The sequence below is a fragment of the Mycolicibacterium smegmatis genome, from assembly GCF_001457595.1.
Taxonomy (GTDB): domain Bacteria; phylum Actinomycetota; class Actinomycetes; order Mycobacteriales; family Mycobacteriaceae; genus Mycobacterium; species Mycobacterium smegmatis.
Genome location: NZ_LN831039.1, coordinates 3,775,275 through 3,798,314 on the forward strand (window position 1 = coordinate 3,775,275; position 23,040 = coordinate 3,798,314).

Genomic DNA, 23,040 nt, shown 5'->3' on the forward strand with positions numbered 1-23,040 from the left:
TCATCGCCGCCATGGGTCAGGCGTTCGAGCCGCTGTCGTCGGACTTGGGCCCGGTCAGGAACACCAGACGGAACTTGCCGATCTGCACCTCGTCGCCGTTGGCGAGCACGGCCGAATCGACCGGTTCACGGTTGACGTAGGTGCCGTTGAGGCTGCCCACGTCGACCACCTGGAACTCGCCGCCCTCCAGGCGGAACTCCGCGTGCCGACGGCTCACGGTGACGTCGTCGAGGAAGATGTCGCTGTCGGGGTGCCGACCGGCCGACGTGGTCGGCTGGTCGAGTAGGAAACGTGACCCCGCGTTCGGTCCACGCTTGACGACAAGCAAAGCCGACCCCGAGGGCAGGCCCTCGACGCCCGACACGGCGCCTTCGGTACCCGCCGCGGCGGGGGCGTCCAGTTCGTTCAGGAAGTCGGCGCGGAAGACCGATGTGGTCTCTACCGTCACATCCTCCGACTGGTCCGCCCCCAAATTGCTGTCTTTGTCCGTCACCCGCTGCTCCTCACTGGCTGCTGTGGCGTTGCCCGACGGGGCCTGGGCCGTCGCCGGTCTAACGTTGACCGTACCGCGCAATGGGCGTCGCTGTACTCACCACCGCCGGATCCGATGGGGTGGATGTCTGCGCGCCGGGCACGGTCGATCCGGTCGTGCAAAACCCTAACAATCCGTCACTCGGTGACGACCGCGCGGTAGCCCTCCGCGTCCAGCAAACCGCCGAGCGCCTCGTCGAGGGTGCCCGCCTCGACCCGCAGGTCGACCAGCCAGCCCTCGCCGTACGGATCGGAGTTGACCAGCTCGGGGCTGCCTTCCAGATCACCGTTGACGGCAACGACTTTCGCGGTGACCGGTGCGTAGAGATCCGACACCGACTTGGTGGATTCGACCTCGCCGAACGCGTCGCCCGAGGCGACGTCGGCGCCGACGTCGGGCAGCTGGACGAACACCACGTCGCCGAGGGCGGACTGCGCGTAGTCGGTGATGCCGACGCGCACCGTGTCGTCACCGGTGCGCAACACCCACTCGTGCTCGGAGGTGTAGTACAGGTCGGCTGGGATCTCGCTCACGGCGCTCCTTGTGTTGTCCGGGTCATTTGACGGGCTGAGCGTATTGGCGCGGTTTCGGTTGCCGCAAGGCGGTGACGTCGACCTGCTCGGCTTGTTGTATCACCATCGTGCCGCCGACACGCTTGACGCTGTCCATCGCGCCGCCGGGGATGTTCATCGCGGCGGCCAGGGTGGGCGGATCCCCAATGGCGAGAACCGAATAGGGCGGACGCACCGTGACGTCGTCGAAGATCAGCTCGCCGGGCGTGCCCGCGATCCAGGTGTCGACGCCGACGCGCACCGCGGTCTGCTGGTCACCGCCGCCGCGGATCTCGATGGCCTCGGCTCCGGCCGCACGCAACTCGTTGATGACGTCGAGCATGGTCTCCGCCGAGACGCCGGGTCCGGTGTCGGTGATGGTCAACGTCACACCGGGCCCGGTGGCCGCCACCGTGCCGATCTGGATCGACAGCGCGGCCAGACGGGCCTGGGCGTTCTCGATCGCGGCCTGGTCGCTGCTGCCGGAGGCCTGCAGTTCCTGCAGCGTGCGCCGCAGATCGGCCACCTCGGTGTTGAGCGACGCCTCGCGTTGCTGAAGTGAATCGAGCAACACGAGAAGGTCCGCGGGCCTGGCGGTCTCCAGCGAATCGCCGGATTCGTTCTGGCGCACCTGCGTGACGATCGCGACGCCGAGCAGCAGGCACAGCAGCACGCCGAGCGCGCCGAACATCAACTGCGAACGGGTCTTGGGCGCCGCGGCGGGATCGCGCTTGAACATCCGGAACCGCGAGGTGGGTTCCGGCATCTCGTGGCGGCCGTGGTGTTCGGCACCGCGACCGGTGGGTGCCGCGGTCGGGTTCTCGGGGTTCTCGGTCATGTCAACAATCCGGACATCGGAAAATCTCAGGCTCCGAACAGTCTGCGCCGCAACGCCGCGGCGTTTCCGAAGATCCGGATTCCCAGCACCACGATGATCGCGGTCGACAACTGCGTGCCCACCCCCAGCTGGTCACCGAGGTACACGATCAGGGCCGCCACGAGCACGTTGAACACGAACGACACCACGAACACCTTGGAGTCGAAGATCTTCTCCAGATAGGCACGCAGCCCGCCGAACACCGCGTCGAGCGCCGCGACCACGGCGATCGGCAGGTACGGCTCGACGACCTCCGGCACGTCGGGGCGGAACACCAGCCCCAGGACGATGCCGACGACAAGAGCAACGATCCCGATCATCTAGTCCGTCAATCCCGTTCTACCCACTGCTATCCAATCTGCTTGCCGAACCTGACATCTCGCACCGCGACCGCGGGCACGTCGAGGCCGTCGCCCATGCTCACGTTGACCCCTGCGCCGTACGAGGTCTCCAACAGCCGCAGGCGCTGCAGCGCGGGGCTGCGGTCGAACACCTGCGCCATGGCGTTCGGCGGGCCGATCGCCACGATCTCGTACGGACTGGTGATCGGTTGATTGTCGACCAGGATGCCGCCGCCGGCCTGCCGAATGGTGACCCCGGCCCCCACGCGCACGCCGCCCACGGAGATGGCCTCCGCTCCGCTGGCCCACAGCGAGTTGACCACCAGTTGCAGATCCCGGTCGAGGATGACCTGCTGGCTGCCCGCGACGCGTTGCTTGGACACGTCGCTGAGATCGCGCGACATACCCGGATCCGTGACCGTGACGGTGAGCCCCGGACCGATCATCGGAACAGCCGCGGCGGCGACGTTCGCCGAGTCGAGATCGTCGAGCAACCGCTGACCGTCGGCGTCCATGCCGAGGCGCCTGCGCTGCTCGGTGTCGACCGCCTCGGCCAGGGCGTTGCGCTCGGCGCCGGACTGATCGGCCGCGGTCTCGGCGGCGCGCACCCGCGCCGCGAGCGCGTGCTGGGCCTCCCGCGCCGCAGGCGCAGCGAGCTGCACCTGGGCCGCCGCGATCGCGAAGACCGCGGCGATCGCCAGGGCCGCGAGCACCTCCCAGCCCCATTCGAAGACACGCTTGCGCGGGGGCTTTCCGGCCTTGCGTTCCTCGGCGGCCGCGGCGTAGCCGGGATCGAGGTGCTCCGACAGCAGCGACCGCAGCAGCGACGGCACCGGGATGCGGGTCGGCGCGCCGGCCTCGTGGCGGTTGAGGCCCGCGTTGGGGTCGGTGTACGGACGGGTGAACGAGCCGTACCCGCCGAGCGTGCTCATCGGGCCCTGCTCATCGAACCGGATCCATCCGCCGCACCACCAGGACGACCTGCATCAGGTACAGCACCGCCGACCACAGGTACAGCAGCAGCCCCCAGATCAAAAACGCCCAGCCGCACGCCAGCACGACCCGGCTCCACAGCGCATCCCACTGTCCCAGCAGCACCAGCGGGAATCCCGACATCAGCGCGAACGTCGCGGCCTTGCCGATGTAGGTGACGGGCAGCGCCGCCAGACCGCGACTGCGCAACACGGGAAGCGTCGCGGCGAGCACGGCGTCACGGCCCAGAAGCGTCAGCACGAGCCACCACGGCACCGCGCCGTAGAGCGCGAGCGCGACCGGGACGGTCACCATGTAGATGCGATCCACCAGCGGGTCGAGCAGCTCGCCGAGCCGCGACGACTGGTTGGCGACCAGCCGGGCGATCTTGCCGTCGGCCCAGTCGGAGAAACCGCTGAACATCAGGACCGCGACGGCCCAGCCCTGCGCGTGCGCGACCAGCAGCAGGTACAGGAACACGGGCACCAGCAGCAGGCGCACGAAGCTCAGCACGTTGGGTACCGTCAGCACCCGGTCGCGCCCCTCGTCCGCCGCAGGCACCGCGCTCCCGCCCTGGGCAGCAGGCGCGTCTTCCATGCCTAGAACCTAATGGCTGGGGCCTAGCGGAACACACCCGGCAGGCTCAGCGCCGACATCGTGTCGTCGGCCAGCGGGTTGTCGTGGACCATGTAGGTCCACGTCGAGGTGGGCCGCGCGAGTTTCGACAGGTCGACGCCCGGTTCGTCGGCGACCGACTCCGCGGTCTCGAACGTCTGCTGGGCGGCCTCGATGGCGTCGGCGGCCAGTGAGGCGAACGCGTCGACGGCCATGCGGTGGAACTCGTCGAGCGGATTCTGCCTGCCCAGTGCCCGCAGGTGGATGCTCTCGCGGATGTCGGCGAGGAACGCCAGATGCTCACACCAGCCACGGTCGAGGTGGTACAGCATGATCAACCGGCAGATCTTCTCCAGCCGCTCCTCGGCGTCCTCGCCGAGTTCCTCGGCCAGCTTGGCGTACCGCTCGGGCGAGCGTTCCTTGAGCTCTTCGCGCGCGGTGTCGGTGCGCAGCAGGGTCTCGCGGCGCTCGACGATGATGGCGCGCTGCTGGGCGATCAACTGGTTGTAGCGCCACGTGTTGGCGTGCACGTCGAGCAGCCGGCCCTCGGCGACGCGCTGCGCGTGGTCGAGCAGGCTCGCGGCGCGCGGCGCGATGATCCGGCCGTCGCCGGCGTCCGGGTCGGTCTCCATCGGCAGCTTGCTGCGTTCGAGGTGCGCGGCGACGACGTCGTCCTCCCAGCTGGAGAAGAACACCGACGAACCGGGGTCACCCTGGCGTCCCGCGCGCCCGCGCAACTGGTTGTCGAGCCGCTCGGTGTGGTGCCTACCGGTGCCGACGACGTGCAGGCCACCCAGTTCGGCGACCTTCTTCTTCTCGGCGTCGTCGTCACCGACGTCGGAGCCGCCGAGCCGGATGTCGGTGCCGCGGCCTGCCATCTGCGTCGACACGGTGACGGCGCCGAGCTTGCCTGCCTCGGCGATCACCGCGGCCTCTTCCGCGTCGTTCTTGGCGTTGAGCACGACGGCGGGCACCCCGGCCTTCAGGAGCTTCTCGTGCAGTTCCTCGGACTCGGCGACGTCGTGGGTGCCGACCAGCACGGGCTGCCCGGTCTTGTGCACCTCGGCGATGTGCTCGACGATCGCGTCGATCTTGGCCGCGGCCGTGATGTAGACCCGGTCGGGTTCGTCCTTGCGGATGTTGGGGGTGTTCGGCGGGATCGGCGAGACACCGAGCTTGTAGAACTGCCTCAGCTGCTCACCGGCCGCGAGCGCCGTGCCGGTCATGCCGCACACGCGCGGGTACCGGTTGATGAGCGCCTGCACCGTGATGGTGTCGAGCACCTCGCCGGTCTCGGTGGTCTCGATGCCCTCCTTGGCCTCCACCGCGGCCTGCAGCCCGTCGGGCCAGCGCTGCAGCGACGCGATGCGCCCGCGCGACGCGTTGATCAGGTGCACGGCGTCGTCGCGCACGATGTAGTGCACGTCGCGCTGCAGCAGCACGTGGGCGTGCAGCGCCACGTTGATCTCGGTGAGCGTGGTGCCCACGTGCTCCTCGGAGTACAGGTCGATGCCGCCGAGCTTGGCCTCCATGACGCGGGCCCCGGCCTCGGTGAGGTGCACGTTGCGGCTCTCGGCGTCGGTGTCGTAGTGCTTGCCCGCCTCGAGCTCGCCGACCATCCGGATGATCTCGACACGCGGCTGTTCGCGGTGGCTGGTGCCCGCCAGCACGAGCGGCACGAGCGCCTCGTCGACCAGCACCGAGTCGGCCTCGTCGATCAGCGCGACGTCCGGGTTCGGCGACACCAGGTCGGCGACGTCGGTGACCAGCTGATCGCGCAGCACGTCGAAGCCGATCTCGTTGACCGACGCATACGTCACGTCGCACTGGTAGGCCTCGCGGCGCTCGTCGGCCGTGGAGTCGGCCGTGATCCAGCCGACCGTGAGCCCGAGCGCCTTGAGCAGCGGGCCCATCCATTCGGCGTCGCGGCGCGCGAGGTAGTCGTTGATGGTGATGACGTGGACGCGGCGTCCGCCGAGCGCGTAACCGGCCGCGGCGATCGCACCGGCCAGCGTCTTGCCCTCACCCGTGGCCATCTCCACGACGTCGCCCGCGAGCATGCGCAGGGCGGCCAGCAGCTGCACGTCGAACGGGCGAAGCCCCGTGGTGCGCTCGGCGGCCTCCCGCGCGATCGCGAGAAACTGCGTGATGTCCGACGCTCCGGCCAGGTCTTCGAGTTTCAGCAGCTTGGCGGCCTTGGTGAGCTGCTCGTCGTCGAGGTCGGCGGCCTTCTTCTCGAAGTCGGCCGCACCTTTGACCTCCGACAGCGAGCGGGCCTGATTCCGCTCGATGCTGGCACCCAACAGCTTCCAGAACTTGCTACTCAAGCGCCCCGGTTTGGCGCTGGACGTCTTCGGCACACGTTTACGGTACGCGGAGGTTCGCCAGGACTCATTCGCCACGGCGTCAGTTGTGCCTCGGCCACGCCTGACGCAGGATCGCGCGGTACCTTGCCCGCATGGGAATGTTCAGCCCCACTCTCGACTGGAGCAACGAGCTCCTCACATCGCTGATCTGGATCGCCAAGGGCTGGGCGATCGCGGCGGTGTGCACGTTGGCGGTCCTCGCACTGCTCGTGCGCTTCACGACGTGGGGCAGGCAGTACTGGCGCATCACCAGCGGATACTTCACCGGCGCCGACAGCATCAAGGTGTGGGTGTGGCTCGCGGCGCTGTTGCTGTCGGTGATCACGGGTGTGCGCCTTTCGGTGCTGTTCACCTACCAGGGCAACGACATGATGACCAGCTTCCAGGTCATCGCAGAAGGCGTCGCGAGCGGCGACGAGGCGGTCCGCACGTCCGGCAAGGACGGCTTCTGGATGTCGCTGACGGTGTTCACGATCCTTGCCGCGCTCAACGTCGGCCGCATCATGCTGGACCTGTTCATGGCGCAGCGGTTCATGCTGGCCTGGCGCCAGTGGCTGACCGCGCGGCTCACCAGCGACTGGCTCGACGGCAAGGCCTACTACCGGTCGCGGTTCATCGACGACACCATCGACAACCCGGATCAACGTATCCAGACCGACATCGACATCTTCACCGCAGGTGTCGGCCCGACGCCCAACACGCCGAACAACACCTCGACCGCGACGCTGTTGTTCGGTGCGGTCAACGCGATCGCCTCGATGATTTCGTTCACCGCGATTCTGTGGAACCTGTCGGGCAACCTGACCCTGCCGCTGATCGGGGTCGAGCTGCCGCGGGCGATGTTCTTCATCGGCATCCTCTACGTGGTGGTGGCCACCGTGATCGCGTTCTGGATCGGCCGCCCCATCATCTGGCTGGCGTTCGACAACGAGAAGTTCAACGCCGCGTTCCGTTACGCGCTGGTGCGCATGCGCGACGCCGCCGAGGCCGTGGCCTTCTACCGCGGCGAGTTCGCCGAACGCACGGGCCTGCGGCGGCTGTTCGCGCCTGTCGTGTCGAACTACAAGCGCTACATCAACCGGATGGCCAAGTTCTACGGCTGGAACCTGTCGGTCAGCCAGGCCCAGGAGCTCATCCCCTACATCGTGCAGTTCCCGCGGTTCTTCAACGGCGAGGTCACCCTGGGTGGGCTGACGCAGACCGCCAGCGCGTTCCGCAATCTCATGGACGGCCTGTCGTTCTTCCGCAACGCCTACGACCAGTTCGCCGGCTACCGCGCGGCGATCATCCGTCTGCACGGTCTGGTGGTGGCCAACGAGGAGGCCCGCGCGCTGCCCGAGGTGACCACCACCGCGTGCGTCGACGGCACGGTCGAACTCAAGGACGTCGAGGTCCGCACACCGGACGGCCGCCAGCTCATCAAGCCGCTCGACATGCGCCTCGAGGTCGGCGACACGCTGGTGATCACCGGCCCGTCGGGAAGCGGCAAGACCACGCTGCTGCGCAGCCTGGCCGAACTGTGGCCGTTCACCTCCGGCACGCTGACCCGACCGTGCGGCCCCAACGAGACCATGTTCCTGTCGCAGATGCCGTACGTGCCGCTGGGCGATCTGCGTGCCGTGGTGACCTACCCGGCACCGGAGGGCTCGGTGAGCGACGAGAAGCTCGCGCACACGCTCAACAAGGTCGCGCTGCCACATCTGGTCGAACGCCTCGACGAGGTGCAGGACTGGGCCAAGGTGCTCTCCCCCGGCGAGCAGCAGCGCATCGCGTTCGCGCGCATCCTGCTCACCAAACCCAAGGTGGTCTTCCTCGACGAGTCCACCTCGGCGCTCGACGAGGGGCTGGAATTCCTGCTGTACCAACTCGTGCGCACCGAGTTGCCCGACACCATCCTGGTCAGTGTCAGCCACCGCACCACGGTCGAGCAGCATCACACCCACGAACTGCAGCTGCTGGGTGACGGCGACTGGCGGCTCGGCCGGACGAACGAGAACCCGAAACAGGCGCTGGTCTAGGTAATCTCCCGCCATGGAGATGTTCACCCAGTCGCTCGACTGGGGCAACGAGATCCTGGCGTCGTTGATCTGGGTCGCAAAGGGGTGGGCGATCAGCGCCGCGGTGCTGATCGTCGTGCTCACGCTGATCGCGCGGTTCACCACCTGGGGCAGGCAGTTCTGGCGCGTCACCGGAGGCTATTTCGTTGGGCGCGAGAGCATCCCGGTGTGGACGCTGCTGGGCGTGCTGCTGCTGTCGGTCATGGTGTCGGTGCGCATGGACGTGTTGTTCAGCTACTACGCCAACGATCAGGCGACCGCGCTGCAGGTGGCCTTCACCGGCGCGGGCGCAGGCGACGACGCGGTGCGCGACTCCGGGATCGCCGGGTTCTGGAAGTCGATCCTGATCTTCGGCCTGCTCGTCGCGGCCGACATCACCCGCACGCTGCTCGACCTGTATCTCATGCAGTACTTCATCATTCGCTGGCGCGTGTGGCTCACCGACCGCCTGACCGGCGACTGGCTCGACGATCGGGCGTACTACCGCGGCAGGTTCATCGACGCGTTCGGCGGTGAGCCCGTCGACAACCCCGATCAGCGCATCCAGCAGGACATCGACATCTTCACCACCGGCACCGGACCCGAGACCAACACGCCCACGGTCGCCACGTCACAGACCCTGCTGTTCGGTTCGGTGTACTCGATCATCTCGGTGGTGGCGTTCACACCGATCCTGTGGAATCTCGCGGGGCCGTTGACGATTCTCGGTGTCACGGTCCCCAAGGCCCTGTTCTGGATCGCCCTGCTCTGGGTGGCGGTCACCACGGTCATCGCGATCTGGATCGGCAGGCCGATCATCCGCCTGACGTTCCGCAACGAGTTGACCAACGCCGCGTTCCGGTACGCGCTCGTGCGGATCCGCGATGCCGCCGAGGCCGTCGGCTTCTACCGCGGCGAGCGCAGCGAACGCGCCACGCTCGCAGACCGGTTCGCCCGCATCATCGCGAACTACCGCAGGCTCGTGCTGCGCGGCGTGGCTTTCCTCGGCTGGAACCGCTCGATCAGCCAGATCATCGAACCGCTCCCGTTGATCGTGCAGGCGCCCCGGTTGTTCGCAGGCGAGCTGCAACTCGGCGACGTCACGCAGTCGTCGAGCGCGTTCGCCAGGGTGCAGAGTTCACTGAGCTTCTTCCGCGCCGTGTACGACGCGTTCGCGGGCTACCGCGCGGCGATCATCCGCCTCGACGGGCTGGTGGCCGCCAACGAACAGGCAAGGGCGCTACCGCGTCTGGCGACCGGGCGAAGTACCGACGGTGGTGTCGAACTCGAAGACGTCGAGGTGCGCTCACCGTCTGGCGAGGTGCTGCTGGCAGACCTGGACATGCGGCTTGCGCCAGGTGACTGGCTGGTGGTCACGGGACCGTCGGGCACCGGGAAGACGACCATGCTGCGCAGCCTCGCGCAGCTGTGGCCGTACAGCGCCGGGACCGCGCGCTTCCCGGGCGACAAGCCCGGTGAGCAGACCGGCGAGCAGTACAGCGTGATGTTCCTGTCGCAGCTGCCCTATGCCCCACTCGGGGATCTGCGCAGCGTCGTGTGTTATCCGTCGCCGCCGGATGCCTACGACGACACCAGGATCCGCGCGGCGCTCGACGCGGTGACACTGGGTCATCTGGCCACGCAGCTGGACACCGTCGCGGACTGGGCGAAGGTGCTCTCGCCCGGCGAGCAGCAGCGCATCGCGTTCGCGCGGTTACTGCTCGCGCGGCCGTGCGCGGTGTTCCTCGACGAGGCCACCTCGGCACTGGACGCCGGACAGGAGTTCGCGCTGTATTCGACGCTGCGCCATGAACTTCCGGAGACCATCGTGGTGTCGGTGAGCCACCGTGACAGTGTCAACCGGCATCACGACCGGCAGTTGGCACTGCTCGGCGACGGGCGGTGGGAGCTCACCGCCGTCGCCGAGCGGCCCTGAGAGACGGCGCCGGTCAGCCGACGCGCACGCGCGACGCCGCGTGGGCACCGGCGCGCCTGCCGAAGAACGATCCCTCCCCGAGCTGGGTGCCGCTGGCGTACCCCTTGCCGTCCTGGGCGATGTTGGACGCGCACGCGCCCGCGGCGTACAGACCGGGGATGGCGCTGCCGTCCTCGCGCAGCACCTCGCCGTCGATCGACACGGTCAGCCCGCCCATGGTGAACCCGGAGTACATCGCGCGTCCGAGCGACAGGTCGAACGCGGCCCACGGCCCGGAGTCCTGCGGTGCGACGTAGGCGGGGTCCTTGTGGAAGTCCGGATCCTCACCGCGCCTGGCGTTCTCGTTGTAGCGCTGCAGCGTCGCGGTCAGGTTTTCCACCGGGATGCCGAGGGCCGTGGCCATCTCCTCGACGGTCTCGTAGCCGTCGATGAACTTGATCAGCGGCATGGCGGGCATTTCCATGTGTGCCTCGTCGACGATCAGATAGGCCTCCTGATCGGGTTGTTCGAGTACGAACGCCGAGGTGCGGGAATGATAGGAATCCTCGGCGACGAACCGTTCACCACGGTTGTTGACGATGATCCCGGTCAGCAGGATCTCGGGCGGGTAGGCGGCCGCGGTGATGAACAACTGGTCCATGTCCCTGGCCACCCCGCCGGCCGAGACACCGAGGCGGATGCCCAGGCCGTCGTCGTTGGGATTGCCCAGGATGTAGGGCTCGACCTCACCGTGGTGCTTGGTCTTGCGTTTGGCGCCCAGAGCGGGCGTGTACTGCGCGACCATCTCGGGGTTCATCGCGAAACCACCCGCGGCGATGATCACCGATCTGGCTTTGACACAACCGGTTTCGCCGAAGTGCTTCCACTTCACCCCCGCCACGGCACCGTCGTCGACCACGAGGTTGGTCACGCCGTGCTCGTAGCGGATCTCGACGCCGAGTTCCTCGGCGCGCTTGAGCAGCAGGTCGATCACCATCGCGGCACCGCCGAGTTCGCCGGGCACCGGAACCGAGTGGCCGCGCGGGGCGGGCCTGGCCTGTTCGCGGTACGGCCACACCTTCTCGTTGCCGGTGTAGGACAGGCCCTCGGTGCCGGGCGGCACCACGACCTTGCCGGGGTAGTAGGTGCGCTCGAACTCGAATCCGAGGGCTTCGAGCCAGTTGAAGTGTTCGACGCTGCCGTCGCAGTACGCGCGGATCTTGGCGTGGTCGGGATCCTTGGCGACCGCGACGAGGTACTTGTACATCTCGTCGGGGGTGTCGTCGTGTCCCGTTGCCCGCTGCACCGTGGTGCCGCCACCGAGGTAGAAGTGGCCGCCGGCCATCGCGCTGGTACCGCCGGCTGCTGCCGCGCGTTCCAGGACCAGGACCCGCGCGCCCGCGGCAGCGGCGCTGACCGCAGCACAACCGCCTGCGATGCCGAAGCCGATCACCACGACATCGACTTCGTCGGCCGCCTCGTCACGCCAGGCCTCGACATCGACGGCGTTGACAACGTCGGGGATCTCGTTCACTGTTGCTCCTGTTTCACATAATCGAAGAACGCCCGGATCTCGGGCGGGAAGTAAGCGATTTCCTGATACGGCACACCGGCGTCCGCGGCCGACAGGTACGCGAAGCGCATACCGCCGGCCAACTCACCGTGGCACACCGCGGGGGTGCCGTCGCGGGCGGCGGCGCGCAGCCGCTCGTCGAACGCCTCGGTGTCGGGCATCTCGAGGCACACGTGGTGCAGGCCCGGGCCGCAGCGGTCCAGGAACTCGGTGTACACGCTCTCACCGTCCACCGGTGCGATGACCTCGAGCTGGATGTCACCTGCGTAGCTCAGCGCGACGTCGGCGGTGAAGTCCGCGGGGCGGCCGCGGTGCGTGCATGTGTCCGGGCCGAAGCGGACCGCGGGCATGCGGATCCAGCGGCGCGCCCCCAGCAGCGTGGTCAGCGCCTGCTCGGTGCGGTCCAGGTCGCGGGTCACCCAGGCGATCTGGACAGGTGTCTGATTCGGCACGCCATGAGGATATCCCCGTACCGACGCGAAGGCTAGAACGTGTTCTAGTTTGTGAGCGCGCCGGTGAGTGAATCGATCTGGAGGTCGAACAACTGGCGCGGGTCGGTGAGGGTGTCGGCGCCGTACTGACCGAACACCTCGAGGCTCACCGCCCCGATCAACCCGGCCCACAGCGCGAAGCACCTGGCCATGGTGGCGTCGTCGACGTGGAGCCTGAACTCGGCCCGCAACCGGGCGAAGTCGCCCGAAAGCGGTTGCGCGACGGTCTCTTCGGTCGCCGGTATGTCCCCTTCGGCAATACCCCTGGCCACCGCGGCGAACAGCGCGACCACCACCCGCGTACCGGGCACCACGGTGCGCTCGGCCGGGGCGTGGTAACCGGGCACCGGGCTTCCGTAGAGCAGCGCCCAGCGCGCGGGCTGATCCAGTGCCCAGTTCCGGGTTGCGTGCGCGATCGCGCGGATCTGCGATCGCCAGCGGGCCCCGCCGACGTCGGCGACCGCGGCCGCCACGGCGTCGGCGAGTTCGGTGTAGGCGTCCACCACGAGCAGGGTGAGCAACTCGTCGCGACTGGCGACGTACCGGTAGACGGCCGACGACACCATCCCGAGGTCGCGGGCGACGGCCCGCAGCGAAAGCCCTGCCGCCCCCTCGGTCGCGAGGTGCCGCCTGCCGATCTCGACGATCGCCGCCTCGATGCGTTCCCGGCTCTCCTGACGCTTGCCCACGCGGTCAGTGTGCCAGAAACGAGATCACCGCTCTTGAATTTCCCGGGGCCCCGTGCCACCATCAAAACGAGAGCACTGATCACATTTGTGGATATTCACGAAGGGACATCCCGCATGACCAGGTATGACGAACCCGGCCCAGTGGCCCGCGCAGCCAATACGCTCATCCGTTGGCTGGCCGAACACGGCGTGAGCATCGCGGGTTCGACCGCGCTGCGGGTGCGTGGCAGGCGCAGCGGCAAGTTCCGCAGCGTGGTGGTCAACCTGATGACGGTCGACGGTCACCGGTACGTGGTCGCACCGCGCGGCGAGACCGAATGGGTCCGCAACGCCAGGGCCGCGGGTGTCGTGGAGATCGGACCGCGCCGGCGCCGCCGCACGGCACAGATCGCCGAGATCGCCGATGACGCGAAACCCACACTGCTGAAGCGCTATCTCGACCGGTGGTACTGGGAGGTCAAGGGGCACATGGCCGATCTGACGCCGAAGTCGTCGGCCGAGCAGTTGCGCGCGGCGGCACCGCACATCCCGGTGTTCGCACTCGTCGAGACGAGCTGACCGAGATCACCGACTTCGGTTACTGCACAAACAGATCGGCCGAGTCGGCCGATGCCTGCACGATGGTGTGGCGTGCCGCGCCGCTCACACTGGGCCAGGACACCGCGGCCGGATACTGACCCCAGGTGCTGTTGAACAGGCCGAGGATCACGGCGCGTCCGTCGGGCGTGACCGTGTAGACCGGGCCGCCGGAATCACCACGGGCACTCACGACGCCGTTGGCCATCGTGAACCACCCGTTGTTGACGGCCTCGACGGTGCCGCAACTCTCGCCGGTGACGACGCCGAAGTGGCACACCGGCATTCCGGGTGCGGCACCGATCGCCGGATCCTCCACCAGGATTCGCCCCGTGGGCAACGCCGGGTTGATCCCCACGTCACCCGCGAGCTGGATCGTCTCCCAGTCGGAGATCACATGGTTGGTGTCCACGGTGGCCCCGTTCGGGGTGTTGTCGTGGAACGCGGCCTGCATGCCGATGACGTTCCCGTTGCGATCGCCCACCGAACCGCTGCCCCGGCAGTGACCGGCCGTGAACGCGACCCGGGCCACCGGATCGATGAAGCCGATCGTGCAGAGATTGCTGTCCTGCCGTATCTCCATGCCCGGGAAGACCTGCACTCCCGGGTCCGCATGTGAGGGCCAGGCGGAAAGCGCTGCCATCATGAAGAACACCGGCAGTGCCCGCAACGTGTGAGATAACAACTGACGCACAGTCGTCTCCGTTCGTTTGCGGTGTCGTTATCTTGACAGCGTACCGGTGAGGCGAATGTTGCGCCTGCGAATGGTGATGCCGGACGTGAGAACTGGCCCGCAACAGCGGACGGCGGCCCGGACCAGATGGCCCGGGCCGCCGCTCGCTACCGGCGCTGTATTGCGTTACCGCAGGTCAGGGGATCGTCAGGACCTGCCCGGGGTGGATCAGGTCGGGATTGGCGATGCCGCTGGCATCAGCGATCTGCTGGTACTTGCTGCCGTCTCCGTAGAACCGCTCGGCGATCGCCCACAGCGTGTCGCCCGAGACCACGGTGTACGTGCGGGGTGCGGGCGGAGCCGGCGGCGGCGCAGCCGGCGCCGGCTCGGCGGGCGCGGGCTCGGCAACCGGAGCCGGAGCAGCCTCTTCGGCCGCCGCGGGGGCGACCTCGGCCTCCTTCTCGGGCTCGGGCGCCGGTGGCGGCGGCTCGGTGGTATCGGTCTTCGACGACCACGCCGGTCCGTCCTTGGCGTACAGCACCAGGTTCCGGTCGTCCTGAAGGACGAGCTTGACTTCCTTCTTGCCCTTGGTGTCCGTGTGCCACACGGGCTTCTCGGCGGTGTACAGCACGAAGTTGCCGTCGGTCTGCACCTCGGCACGCACGACGTCCTGCCCGTTGGTGCCGGTCGACCAGACAGCCTTGTCGCGGGCGTACAGCACCAGGTTGCCGTCGTCCTGCAACGTCAGCGTGTAAGCGCCGTTGCCGGATTGCAGCGACCCCCCTCTCTCCAATTTCTGTCCTGCCGTCAAAGTGTCGCCCACGCGACTCCCCTTTCCTTCGTCACTGACCCGCACGAGCTTACTGACGATAGCTTTGCTTATGGGGCATTACTCTCCACGAAATTCAAACTCGACACGCATATATGACGGCTTCAACGATCAAAAAACGCAGGTAGAGTGCCGTTCTTTGGTCACGAATCGAAACCGAGCCCCAGCGTGTCGAGTGCCCGAAGGAAAAAGTTGCGTTTGCCAGCAGAGTGGTCGGCACGGTCCAGCGACCAGCGTGTGGCCTGGATCCCGATGCTTGCCAGAGGTTCCGGAGGGAACGGAAGAGGGCGCTTGCGCACCATCTCCAGCCCGGTGCGTTCGGTGCTGCGGCCGTCGAGCAGGTCCAGGCACACGTCCGCGGCGAAACGCGTCGCCGCGACGCCCAGACCGGTGAACCCGTTGACGTAGGCCACCCGACCGTTACGGGCCAGCCCCCAGTGCGCGCAGAAGCGGGTGTTGGTGTCGATCGCACCGGCCCAGCGATGGGTGAACCGCACGTCGTCGAGTTGCGGGAACGTGAGGAAGAAGTGCGCCGCGAGCTTGCGGTAGGTGGCGGGCCGATCCTCGTAGGCGTCCTTGACCTTGCGGCCGAAGTGGTAGATCGCGTCGTAGCCGCCCCACACGATGCGGTTGTCCATGGTGAGCCGGTAGTAGTGGAACTGGTTGGCGCTGTCCCCCACCCCCTGGCGGCCCTGCCACCCGATCCGGTCCAGCTGTTCTGGGGTCAGCGGTTCGGTCGCCAGCACATAGTCATAGACCGGGACCGTGTGGAAGCGGTTGCGCCGCAACAGGCTCGGGAACACATTCGTGGCCAGCACCGCCTGGCGCGCGGTGATCACGGTGTCGCCGGTGTCCCCGGTTTCGATGCGCAGCACCGCGCCACCGGAGTTGATGGAGCGCGCGGTGGTGTGTTCGTAGATCTGCACACCGGCCTCGGTGCACGCGCGTGCCAGTTCCAGTGCCAGCTTCGCGGGGTGCACGATGGCGCAGGTGTCCGCACTGAACAGCCCGGCCTGATACGTCGGCGAGTTGACCTGGGCACGCACTTCGGCGGTGTCCAGGAAAACGCCTTCCCCCTCGGCGGCCGCTTCGGCCAGCCACGCGCGCTGGTGCGGTTCGGTGGCCACGGTGAGCATGCCCGTGCGCTGCCACTCGACGTCGAGACCCAGACGCTCGATGTCGGCCTGCATACCGTCGAGGTTCTCCAGGCCCAGGGCGTCGAGTTTGCCGATCTCGTTCGGCCAGCGCGACTTTCCGTTCTCGGCGCCGTGGGTGAGGCTGGCGTCGACGAAGCCGCCGTTGCGTCCTGACGCGGCCCAGCCGACCCGGTTGGAATCGATCACCACGATGCGCCGGTCCGGATGGCGTTCCGCTGCGTGCAGGGCGGTCCACAACCCGGTGTATCCCGCGCCGATCACCACCAGGTCGCAGCTGACCGGCTGGGTCAGGGCCGGATACTCCGGCCGTGGTACGTCGAGCCACATCGAACCGAACGTCGTCGCGGCGAGGGCGCGGTCGAGCAGGGCAGGGTCCACATCGGCATCGAAGACGGTTTGCACGATGCGCAGACTACGGGGTGGCACCGGCCGCCGCGTGCGTTCGGTGCCGGGTCACGTGCGCACCACGGGGCGCGCACCCAGGTAGCGGGTCAGCACCGGCCCGGCGATGGCGAGGATGAACACGTACGGCGTCGCGATGGCCTCCAGGCGCTCGTAGGTCTGGCCGACGAGACCGATGATCACGAGCGAGAACTCGCCCCTGGCGATCAGGGCGGTGCCCGCGCGCAACTGACCGGCCCGCGCGACACCGTCGCGTCGCGCGGCGAATTGTCCCGTGAGCACCTTGGTACCCGCGGTGACCACCGCGAGCACGAATGCCGCGGGCAGCATGGGTATCAGGTCCGAAGGATGCACCGAGAGACCGATCGCGAGGAAGAAGATCGCCGCGAACAGGTCACGCAACGGGCTCAGCACCAACCGCGCGCGGTGGGCGGAGTCCCCGGTGAGGGTGAGGCCCACCAGGAACGCCCCGACCGCGGCGGAGGCGTGGATGAATTCGGCGAGGGCCGCGACGATCAGCGTGAGGCCGAGCACGCGCAGCAGGAGTTGTTCGTTGTCGGGGTGCGATACGAACCGTGTCACGTGGTGGCCCCACCGGTAGGACACCACGAACGCCACCACCAGCGCGGCGATCGCGACGGCCATGCCCAGCAGCGCATGCAACAGGGTCCCGCCCGCGGCGAGCACCGCCAGCAGTGGGAGGTAGGCGGCCATCGCGAAGTCCTCGAGCACCAGGATCGACAGCACCGCGGGCGTCTCGCGGTTGCCGAGCCGGCGCAGATCGCCGAGCAGGCGCGCGATGACACCGGACGACGAGATATAGGTGACGCCGGCCAGGGCGAGGATGCCGACGGCGCCGAGATCCAGCAGCCAGCCGGCGATCGCGCCGGGAAGTGCGTTGAGCACCAGATCGATCCACGCCGAGGGCAGATGGCGGCGCAGGCTGCTGGCAAACTCGCCGATCGAGAACTCCAGCCCCAGGGTGAGCAACAGCAGCACCACGCCGATCGACGCACCGGTGTTGACGAATTCGACGGTCGCGGGCACCGGCGCGAGGCCCCCTTCACCCAGCGCGAGACCGGCGACCAGATACAGCGGGATGGGTGAGAGGGCGAACCGGCGCGCCGCGGTGCCCAGCACCGTCAACGCGACCAGGATGACGCCGAGTTCGAGAAGTAGAGCCCCCGATACCTCCACGGTCAGTCCTGTGCAGGACCGGAAACGTCGCCGTTGGCGACGATCTCCCCCACGCCGGCGATCCCGGCCACCGTGCCGATCACCACCAGCACGTCACCGGCGCGCAGCAGTTCCGACGGGCCCGGCGAGGCCAGGACCTCGTCGTCGCGGACGATCGCGACGATGGACGCCCCGGTTCTGGTGCGGGCCTTGGTGTCCCCGAGCGGACGGTCGACGAACGGGCTGCCGGGACGGATGGTGACCTGGCCGGCATCGAGGCCGGGCACCTCACTGGTGAGTTCGGCGAACTTCTCGGCGATGCGCGGCGCGCCGAGGATCTGTGCGAGCGCGTCGGCTTCCTCGTCGGTCAGCCGGAACACGCGCTGCGCCTGATCGGGGTCTTCGTGCGGGTAGACCACCACCTCGAAATCGCCCGTGCGCAACGCGATGACGCCGATGCGGTCACCGTCGTGGTTCTCGAACTCGAACCTCAGGCCGACGCCGGGTAGCAGTACCTCTCTGACATCCATCCCCCCATACTGCGAACTCCGCCGCGCTCAGGTGGTGACTTCGGTGGTTTCACAGGTACGCGCCGGGGTCCACCCCGGCGGGCCGAACACATACCCCAGCCGGTCGGTCCACCGGCGGGCGCTGCGGACGTCGTGCGCGATCGCGACGTATTCGTGGGTCTGCAGCTTCCAGATGTTGTAGGTCCCGACAGGCTTGGTCAGCCCGTAGCGCGGGCGGAACACCTCTTCCTGGAACGTGCCGAACAACCGGTCCCAGATGATGAGGATGCCGCCGTAGTTGCGGTCCAGGTAGAGCTCGTCGCTCCCGTGGTGCACGCGGTGGTGCGACGGGGTGTTGAAGACGAACTCGATGGGTCTGGGGAGTTTCCCGATGCGCTCGGTGTGCACCCAGAACTGGTAGATGAGGTTCACCGAGAACGCCGCGAACACCACCCAGGGTGGAATGCCCAACAGCGGCAACGGGATCCACGCCACGATCTCACCGCTGTTGTTCCACTTCTGGCGCAGCGCCGTGGCGAAGTTGAAGTATTCGCTGGAATGGTGCGCCTGGTGCGTCGCCCAGATCAGCCGCACCCGGTGCGCCACGCGGTGGTAGGTGTACCACAGCAGATCCACCCCGAGCAGCGCGATCACCCACGTGTACCACTTGTCCGCGGGCAGCTGCCACGGCGCGACATAGGCGTAGAGCACCGCGTATCCCAGCAGCGCCAACAGCTTCCAGCCGGCCGTGGTCGCGACCGACACCAGCCCCATCGACACGCTGGTCCACGCGTCCCTGGTATGGAACGCGCCTGCGGGCGCACGGTCGCCTTCGGCCGGGTCGACATGCTCCAACCGGCGCGCGGCGGTCCACTCGATCGTCAGCAGCAGCAGGAAGAACGGGATCGCGAACATCACGGGATCCCGCATCGGCGGCGGCAGGAACTCCAGCACGGAGCGCAACGTGTCCATCAGCCCGGCAGCGTAGCCCAGTTACCGGAAGTTGAGTACCTGGTCACCCCACGCCGCCTGCAACTGCTGGTCGAGGTCCGTGACCGTCTTGTCCTGCTTGTCGATCACCAGCGCGGCCCGGTCCTCGCGCCGGTAGCGGCGCCAGACCGGTTCACCCAGCGCCCCGGTCGGCTCGCCCGTGGTCGCGAAGTTCACCCAGCGCCGCCGAATACGCTGCGAGACCTTCCTACCCTGTTTGAGCCCGCCCAGCTTGAACGTCGGATCCTTGGGTCCGGCAACCAGATTTCCCCAGACGTACGGCAGTTCGGTGGCGTGCGCGGCGCCCAGCCGCAGCAGCCGCAACATCGGCGTGGCGAAGTCGAAGCGGTACAGGTAGACCGGCGCCGACGTGCTGTGTCCGTCGGCGAACCACAGCGTCGGCATCCGGAACCCGATGTCGCGCGCGACACCCATGCCGATGGCCTTGGTGCGCATGCCGGTGTAGGCCGCGCGGATCTCCTCCTCGGTGGGCAGCGCGAGTCCGGGCTGCTCGGAGGCGATCCCCTCGAACATGGCCCGGATCGCCTCGGGCGTGATGGGCATGAGCGGCGACTTCATCCACCGGAACAGCGATGCCTCGTGTTTGTTGGTGCCGATGATCAGCGGCACCCGATGGGTGCGCCCGGCACGGGCGGCCTGCACGGGATAGTCGGGAACCACGTCACCGTCGACAATCGGCGCGAACGCCAGGGTGCCCGGGCTCTGCGCGGGCACCTCGTTGAAGATCTGCTGGGACGCGCCGAGGATGGCGGGGATCGGCACGTGAGCCAGCCGCGCGGCATCGTCGGGTTCGATCAGGAGCCGCTCGACGTACACCGACGTCGCGGGTGAGCTCTGGGCGATCGCGGCCGAGAACAGACCTTCGGCGGCGGGGCTGGCGAGCAGGGTCGTGATCATGCCGCCGCCGGCCGATTCCCCGAACAGCGTCACGCGGCTGGGGTCGCCGCCGAAGGCCGCGATGTTGTCGCGCACCCACTGCAGCGCGAAGATCACGTCACGCAGTCCGAGGTTGGTGTCGAACCGCATGGCGCGGCTGCTGTACTCGGACAGGTCGAGGAAACCGAAGGGGCCGAGCCGGTAGTTGACGGTGACCACCACGACGTCGCCTTCCGACGCCAGCACGCGGCCCCGGTAGAGCGGCTGGCTCGCCGAGCCCAGCACGTAGGCCCCGCCGTGCACCCACACCATCACGGGCCTGCGGTCGCCGGGCCTGCACCCCGACGGGGCCCACACGTTGAGCACCAGACTGTCCTCGTCCTGCTTGCCGCCGAGGTCGATCGGGATCCTCGCGTCGGTGGCCTGCGGGCAGACCGGGCCCACCCTCGTCGCGTCGAACACGTCATGCCATGACGCCGGCGGTTCCGGTGCGCGCCAACGCAATTCACCGATCGGGGCGCGTGCGTAGCGGATGCCCAGCCATGCCTTCGCGGTTCCGTCGTCCGTGCCGCGGACAGGACCGTATCCGGTCTCGGCGACCGGGCCGTCGGCGATCCGGGCGGCGTTCGCCATCTGACCTCCTCGTCGTTGCCTGGACGTTGAAATCGGTACGATCGACAAGCGGCATCCACGATACCGACGCCTCCCGGCAATCCGGTCTGAACTGCGGATTTGCGTCGCGACCGAGAAACATTCTCGCTGGTTGCAAACCTCGCTGGGCCTGCGGTGAATCCGTAGTGTCGTCTGACAGGGGTTGGCACCGGCGCATCCGCTAGGTTGTTGCGGTGCGGAAGTGGGCGTTGCTGTTGGGGGCCGTGGTCGTCGAAGTCACCGCCACACTGTCGCTGCGGGCATCTCAGGATCACGCACTCTGGTTGGTGCCGGTCGTCGCCGGATACGTCGCGGCGTTCGTGTTGCTGACGCTCGTGTTGCGTGCCGGCATGCCCGTCGGTGTGGCCTACGGGATCTGGGGCGCGCTGGGCACCGCCAGCACCGCCGTGCTGGCCGCGCTGCTGTTCGGTGACCCGTTCACCTGGCCGATCGTCGCGGGTATCGGGCTGATCATCGCCGGTGTCCTGCTGGTGGAGTTCGGATCCCACGAACGCGAGGCCCGACCGTGATGTGGCTGGCGCTGGCCGGCGCCATCCTCGTCGAGGTCGTCGCGACGCTGTCACTGCGCGCGTCGGACGGGTTCCGGCGCAGGGCGTGGATCGTCCCCGTCGTGATCGGTTATGCGGCCTCGTTCTATCTGCTGTGGGTCGCGCTGTCACTCGGGGTGCCGGTCGGCGTCGCGTACGGCATCTGGACCGCATGCGGTGTCGCGCTCGTGGCGGTGGTGGCGCGCATCCTGTTCCGCGACCCGCTCACGCCGATGATGATGCTGGGCATCGCGCTGATCGCCTCAGGTGTGTTCACGATCGAGTTGGCCGGCGTCACCCACTGAGACCCGGTGCGGCCGCAGGGCGCCCGCCAGCACGATCGCCAGCACACCCGCGGCGGGCACCACCAGCAGTCCGGCGCGCAGGCCTGCGGCGTCGGCCACCACACCGACCAGCAGCGGCGCACCGAAAAATCCCACGCGCATGAGCCAGGTGACGGCGGTCAGCCCCGTTCCGGGCCGCAGGCCCGGCAACTGATCGGCGGCGTGCATGGCCGCGGGGATCAGGGTGGCGACACCGAAACCGGCCGCGGCGAATCCGGCGATCGAGCCCGCCGTGGACGGGAACGCCAGGGCGGCGCCCATCCCCACCGCGGCGATGAGCCCTCCGGCGCGCACCACCGCGGTCTCGCCGAACCGGTCGACCAGGCGGTCGCCGATCATGCGGCCGATGAACATGAAGCCGACGAGCGCGATGTAACCGAACGCGGCGACCGCGGGTGGGGTGTGCAGTGTGTCCCGCAGATACAACGTCGCCCAGGAACTTCCGGCGTCCTCGACCGTCGCTCCCGCGATCGCGATCACCACGAGCGCGAGCAGGATCAGGTAGGTGCGCGGCCCGGCCCGCAACCCGGCCGGGGCGTGGGCCGCCGGATGGTCGTCGTGGTCGTCGCCGGGCAGCAGGAAGCGGAACGCCGCGAGCGCGACGATGCTGAACACCACGGCGATCGCCGCGAGGTGCACACCGCGGGGGATGTGCATGGCGATGGTGGCCGCGCCGGTGAGCCCGCCGAGCACCGCGCCGATCGCCCACACCGCGTGCAACGAGTTGATGATCGAGCGGCCGTACTCGCGTTGCACGCGCAGCCCGTGGGCGTTCTGCGCGACGTCGACGATCGAGTCGCACGCCCCGGCGAGGAACAACGCCCCCGCGAACAGGATCGGCGTCGGCGCCAGGCCCGCGGCGAACACGAACACCGCGAGCGCCACCGTGAGGGTGACCCCGACCCGCGAGCTGCGGAACCGCCGGATGAGCGCGCCTGCGGTCAGTCCCGCGATCAGCGCCCCGGCCGAGAACGCCGCCACGGCCGCACCGTAGGTGGCGTTGCTCAACTGCAGGTCGGTCTTGATCTCCGGATAGCGCGGCAGCAGGTTGGCGAAGATCGCCCCGTTCGTGAGGAACAGGGCCGCAACGGCAACCCGGGCGCGACGCGTCGTCACGGGGTCACGCTGTTCTGTCACCACTGAGGCGACACTACCGCTCGGGTTTATGCGCGGGCCTGCGCGGGCAGCCTTGGCGCATGCTCGCTGGTTCTGCTGATTCCCCCGCGTGCGACCTACGCGCCGCACACGCTCACCCCGTTGTGCCCGATTACATTGGCGCACAACGTATACCGGCGCAGTACGGGCTGCCGTACCGTGCGGGCGGATCGGC

The 23,040-nt window shown here is 68.2% G+C and carries 23 protein-coding genes; 5 read left to right on the plus strand and 18 right to left on the minus strand.

From position 1 onward, the window contains the following. Nucleotides 1-16: 16 nt before the first annotated feature. The 7 genes from garA to secA2 form a co-directional block, all read right to left on the minus strand. Nucleotides 17-493 (minus strand): glycogen accumulation regulator GarA, encoded by a 477-nt coding sequence (gene garA / locus AT701_RS18195; protein ID WP_014877774.1) that lies wholly within the window; start codon nucleotides 491-493, stop codon nucleotides 17-19. 176 nt (nucleotides 494-669) lie between these two features. Continuing rightward, complete coding sequence (gcvH, locus tag AT701_RS18200; protein WP_003895104.1) at nucleotides 670-1,065, minus strand: glycine cleavage system protein GcvH; 396 nt, start codon at nucleotides 1,063-1,065, stop codon at nucleotides 670-672. 22 nt (nucleotides 1,066-1,087) lie between these two features. Continuing rightward, nucleotides 1,088-1,921, minus strand: a complete 834-nt coding sequence (locus tag AT701_RS18205) for a DUF881 domain-containing protein (protein WP_003895105.1) — start codon at nucleotides 1,919-1,921, stop codon at nucleotides 1,088-1,090. 26 nt (nucleotides 1,922-1,947) lie between these two features. Continuing rightward, nucleotides 1,948-2,280: a small basic family protein gene (locus tag AT701_RS18210; RefSeq protein ID WP_003895106.1), complete on the minus strand. Its 333-nt coding sequence runs from the start codon at nucleotides 2,278-2,280 to the stop codon at nucleotides 1,948-1,950. 29 nt (nucleotides 2,281-2,309) lie between these two features. Further along, nucleotides 2,310-3,233: a DUF881 domain-containing protein gene (locus AT701_RS18215; RefSeq protein WP_011729231.1), complete on the minus strand. Its 924-nt coding sequence runs from the start codon at nucleotides 3,231-3,233 to the stop codon at nucleotides 2,310-2,312. A gap of 10 nt (nucleotides 3,234-3,243) precedes the next feature. Continuing rightward, entirely contained in the window at nucleotides 3,244-3,870 is a 627-nt protein-coding gene (locus AT701_RS18220) for a CDP-alcohol phosphatidyltransferase family protein (RefSeq protein ID WP_003895108.1), read from the minus strand. Nucleotides 3,871-3,893: 23 nt separating this feature from the next. After that, a complete protein-coding gene (gene secA2, locus AT701_RS18225) occupies nucleotides 3,894-6,248 on the minus strand; it encodes an accessory Sec system translocase SecA2 (RefSeq protein WP_058126353.1) in 2,355 nt (784 codons plus the stop codon). A gap of 98 nt (nucleotides 6,249-6,346) precedes the next feature. Here secA2 and AT701_RS18230 point away from each other — a divergent pair, with 98 nt between their 5' ends. Beyond that, nucleotides 6,347-8,272 (plus strand): ABC transporter ATP-binding protein/permease, encoded by a 1,926-nt coding sequence (locus tag AT701_RS18230; RefSeq protein ID WP_011729235.1) that lies wholly within the window; start codon nucleotides 6,347-6,349, stop codon nucleotides 8,270-8,272. 13 nt (nucleotides 8,273-8,285) lie between these two features. Continuing rightward, complete coding sequence (locus AT701_RS18235) at nucleotides 8,286-10,226, plus strand: ABC transporter ATP-binding protein/permease (protein ID WP_058126354.1); 1,941 nt, start codon at nucleotides 8,286-8,288, stop codon at nucleotides 10,224-10,226. 13 nt (nucleotides 10,227-10,239) lie between these two features. On the opposite strand, the gene AT701_RS18240 is transcribed toward AT701_RS18235, so the two are convergent. The 3 genes from AT701_RS18240 to AT701_RS18250 are packed head-to-tail and all read right to left on the minus strand — an operon-like array spanning nucleotide 10,240 to nucleotide 12,958. Continuing rightward, nucleotides 10,240-11,739, minus strand: a complete 1,500-nt coding sequence (locus AT701_RS18240) for an FAD-binding protein (RefSeq protein WP_058126355.1) — start codon at nucleotides 11,737-11,739, stop codon at nucleotides 10,240-10,242. Next, nucleotides 11,736-12,230, minus strand: a complete 495-nt coding sequence (locus tag AT701_RS18245) for a VOC family protein (protein ID WP_011729238.1) — start codon at nucleotides 12,228-12,230, stop codon at nucleotides 11,736-11,738. The genes AT701_RS18240 and AT701_RS18245 overlap by 4 nt, the downstream gene beginning before the upstream one ends. Before the next feature lie 44 nt (nucleotides 12,231-12,274). Continuing rightward, nucleotides 12,275-12,958 (minus strand): TetR/AcrR family transcriptional regulator, encoded by a 684-nt coding sequence (locus tag AT701_RS18250; RefSeq protein WP_058126356.1) that lies wholly within the window; start codon nucleotides 12,956-12,958, stop codon nucleotides 12,275-12,277. Nucleotides 12,959-13,072: 114 nt separating this feature from the next. Between AT701_RS18250 and AT701_RS18255 the strand changes: the two genes are divergently transcribed. Next, the gene (locus AT701_RS18255) at nucleotides 13,073-13,516 is read left to right on the plus strand and encodes a nitroreductase/quinone reductase family protein (protein WP_058126357.1); all 444 of its coding nucleotides are present in this window, start codon (nucleotides 13,073-13,075) and stop codon (nucleotides 13,514-13,516) included. 19 nt (nucleotides 13,517-13,535) lie between these two features. On the opposite strand, the gene AT701_RS18260 is transcribed toward AT701_RS18255, so the two are convergent. The 7 genes from AT701_RS18260 to AT701_RS18290 form a co-directional block, all read right to left on the minus strand. Continuing rightward, nucleotides 13,536-14,228, minus strand: coding sequence for an Rv1815 family serine proteinase (locus AT701_RS18260; protein ID WP_058126358.1), 693 nt, complete (start codon nucleotides 14,226-14,228; stop codon nucleotides 13,536-13,538). Between the two features lie 175 nt (nucleotides 14,229-14,403). Beyond that, nucleotides 14,404-15,030 carry a LysM peptidoglycan-binding domain-containing protein gene (locus AT701_RS18265; RefSeq protein ID WP_011729242.1) on the minus strand — a complete coding sequence of 209 codons (627 nt, stop codon included), beginning with the start codon at nucleotides 15,028-15,030 and terminating at the stop codon, nucleotides 14,404-14,406. 149 nt (nucleotides 15,031-15,179) lie between these two features. Continuing rightward, nucleotides 15,180-16,595: an NAD(P)/FAD-dependent oxidoreductase gene (locus AT701_RS18270; RefSeq protein ID WP_058127659.1), complete on the minus strand. Its 1,416-nt coding sequence runs from the start codon at nucleotides 16,593-16,595 to the stop codon at nucleotides 15,180-15,182. A 51-nt stretch (nucleotides 16,596-16,646) separates the two neighbouring features. Continuing rightward, the gene (locus AT701_RS18275) at nucleotides 16,647-17,792 is read right to left on the minus strand and encodes a cation:proton antiporter (protein WP_011729244.1); all 1,146 of its coding nucleotides are present in this window, start codon (nucleotides 17,790-17,792) and stop codon (nucleotides 16,647-16,649) included. 2 nt (nucleotides 17,793-17,794) lie between these two features. Beyond that, on the minus strand, nucleotides 17,795-18,301 hold the full coding sequence (locus tag AT701_RS18280; RefSeq protein ID WP_011729245.1) for a cation:proton antiporter regulatory subunit: 507 nt from the start codon (nucleotides 18,299-18,301) through the stop codon (nucleotides 17,795-17,797). Between the two features lie 27 nt (nucleotides 18,302-18,328). Beyond that, on the minus strand, nucleotides 18,329-19,252 hold the full coding sequence (locus AT701_RS18285) for a sterol desaturase family protein (RefSeq protein WP_003895122.1): 924 nt from the start codon (nucleotides 19,250-19,252) through the stop codon (nucleotides 18,329-18,331). A 21-nt stretch (nucleotides 19,253-19,273) separates the two neighbouring features. After that, complete coding sequence (locus AT701_RS18290) at nucleotides 19,274-20,800, minus strand: carboxylesterase/lipase family protein (RefSeq protein ID WP_058126359.1); 1,527 nt, start codon at nucleotides 20,798-20,800, stop codon at nucleotides 19,274-19,276. Nucleotides 20,801-21,012: 212 nt separating this feature from the next. Here AT701_RS18290 and AT701_RS18295 point away from each other — a divergent pair, with 212 nt between their 5' ends. Both AT701_RS18295 and AT701_RS18300 read left to right on the plus strand, forming a co-directional pair. Continuing rightward, nucleotides 21,013-21,348 carry a DMT family transporter gene (locus tag AT701_RS18295; RefSeq protein WP_011729249.1) on the plus strand — a complete coding sequence of 112 codons (336 nt, stop codon included), beginning with the start codon at nucleotides 21,013-21,015 and terminating at the stop codon, nucleotides 21,346-21,348. Further along, entirely contained in the window at nucleotides 21,348-21,671 is a 324-nt protein-coding gene (locus AT701_RS18300; RefSeq protein WP_003895125.1) for a DMT family transporter, read from the plus strand. Before AT701_RS18295 ends, AT701_RS18300 begins: the two co-directional genes overlap by 1 nt. Here AT701_RS18300 and AT701_RS18305 read toward each other — a convergent pair. Then, nucleotides 21,630-22,826 (minus strand): MFS transporter, encoded by a 1,197-nt coding sequence (locus tag AT701_RS18305; protein WP_162139542.1) that lies wholly within the window; start codon nucleotides 22,824-22,826, stop codon nucleotides 21,630-21,632. The genes AT701_RS18300 and AT701_RS18305 overlap by 42 nt on opposite strands. Nucleotides 22,827-23,040 lie beyond the last annotated feature (214 nt).